Origin of the sequence: Chryseobacterium sp. 2TAF14, assembly GCF_052115105.1 — a bacterium.
GTDB lineage: Bacteria > Bacteroidota > Bacteroidia > Flavobacteriales > Weeksellaceae > Chryseobacterium.
Map to the genome: position 1 here is coordinate 1 of NZ_JBFRGA010000291.1, position 2,245 is coordinate 2,245.

The 2,245-nt window shown below is 32.7% G+C and carries 1 protein-coding gene; it reads left to right on the plus strand.

Features of this window, described 5'->3' with window-relative positions:
• Window positions 1-1,589 (plus strand): hypothetical protein (locus AB4Y90_RS17595; protein ID WP_441558864.1); only part of this gene is annotated, 1,589 nt, incomplete at its 5' end.
• Window positions 1,590-2,245 lie beyond the last annotated feature (656 nt).

Here is a 2,245-nt window from a genome sequence, read left to right on the forward strand (position 1 = left end):
CTGATAAATCCACAGTTCAGGAACAGTTTAATTCATTAAATACAGATCTTGAATCAAAAGTAGATTTAGAAACAGCTCAGGTAGAATTTAATAAAATAAAACTTGTTGAAGAAGGAGTAGCRAGYTTAAATACCAATCTTATAACTAAAGCTGATAAATCMACAGTTCWKGAACAGTTTAATTCATTAAATACAGATCTTGAATCAAAAGTAGATTTAGAAACAGCTCAGGTAGAATTTAATAAAATAAAACTTGTTGAAGAAGGAGTAGCAAGTTTAAATACAAATCTTATAACTAAAGCCGATAAATCCACAGTTCAGGAGCAATTCAATTCGATAAGTAGTATTAAAGCTGATAAAGCCACAGTTCTTGAACAGTTTACTTCTTTAAATACAAATCTTGAATCAAAAGTAGATTTAGAAACAGCCCAAGTAGAGTTTAATAAAATAAAACTTGTAGAAGACGGAGTAGCAAGCTTAAATACAAATCTTATAACGAAAGCTGATAAAGCCACAGTTCTTGAACAGTTTACTTCTTTAAATACAAATCTTGCAACAAAAGTAGATTTAGAAACAGCCCAAGTAGAGTTTAATAAAATAAAACTTGTAGAAGACGGAGTAGCGAGTTTAAATACCAATCTTCTAACTAAAGCTGATAAAGCAACGGTTCAAGAGCAATTCAATTCGATAAGTAGTATTAAAGCTGACAAAGCCACAGTTTTAGAACAATTAGACAATGTTAATATCAGACTTCAGACAAAAGCTGATAACGCTGCAATACAGGAACAATTCAGCGCATTTGATAGCGGTAAGGCTGACAAAGCCACAGTTCTTGAGCAATTAAGCGGCGTAAATATTAAAATTGAAACAAAAGCCGATCATGCTGCAGTTCAGGAGCAATTCAATTCGATAAGTAGTATTAAAGCTGATAAAGCCACAGTTTTAGAGCAATTAAGCGGCGTAAATGTTAAAATTGAAACAAAAGCCGATCATGCTGAAGTTCAGCAACAGTTGAACAACCTGGATAGCAACAAAGCCGACAGATCAACAGTTCTTGAGCAATTAAACAGCGTGAACAGTAATCTTCAGACTAAAATAGACAAAAATACCTTCGACAGTCATATTTGGTCAGCAGATTCTCACATCAGCTATCTCTCGACAAGAGACGCCTCCAATTTGGATGATAAAAATATTCAAGACTGGAGAAGAACCTTAGGAATTCCGGACTCGCCGGGAAGTAGCTCCAAGTATAGAATTTACAGGGCTCTGTTACGTGTAGATGACAAATCTTTTGAGCCTCAATTTATCATATTAGAAAATACAATTGGGGAGATTCAATGGAAGCGGGATGAGGTCGGATTTTTTACCGGATCGCTGGAAAAAGGTTTCCCTGAAGGAAAAGTCTGGATCAACAGCAAGATCAATATCCCGTTTAACAGATCTTCTCCCGTAGATTGCATGGCTGTAAGACTTGATGAACAAATGATCGCTCTAAATGTATTTACCCAAAAAGGAGAAGAGTCTATTCCGGTTGATATGACGGGAGAATTCGGGAATATTGAAATTTATGTTTATAATTCAGAAAAATAAGAGTTACTGCAACTACAGGATAGACAAGGCAAAAAACTTTCATAAAAACAAAAAAAATCTGAACTTTGAACTATCAAATAATAAATGATAATTGCATTCACAAAGCAATTCACATATACTAATTATTAAAAATACCTTAATCGCGTAGGATGCCATTTAAAGAGATGCCTTTTACTTTTGAAATATTGGAATTTTGTGGTGTGCAAACATTATAATCTCCTCCAGGAACAGAATGACTGAGTGTGGCTGCACTCTTAGAGCCTGTTTAATTTTTATAAGATATTTTTTTTAACATTAAGAAATTAAACTTAAATCAAAATCAATTTATTGATTTCTTAAAATATTGATTATTAATGACTTAATGTTTTTAAACAGGCTCTCAATTCTTTTTCAAAAGCAGAAAAGATTTCCGTGAAAACGGAGAATTAATTCTTTAAAAAGTAGGAAATCAGGTCAAAGAAAGGCTTTGTAAAAAACAACTGCTTCTGTAGTTTCGTAAGACTTTCGGATGTAGGTAACCTTTCGGTTGAGGTTTATTTTTTCGGTAATAATTTAATAGAATTTTAAAAGTTTTTTAAAAGCAGAAATTTATCTAAATGATAATTTGTAATTGGTGCTTATTTCTTTGATTTTCAAACAAATAACACCTGCTGCAA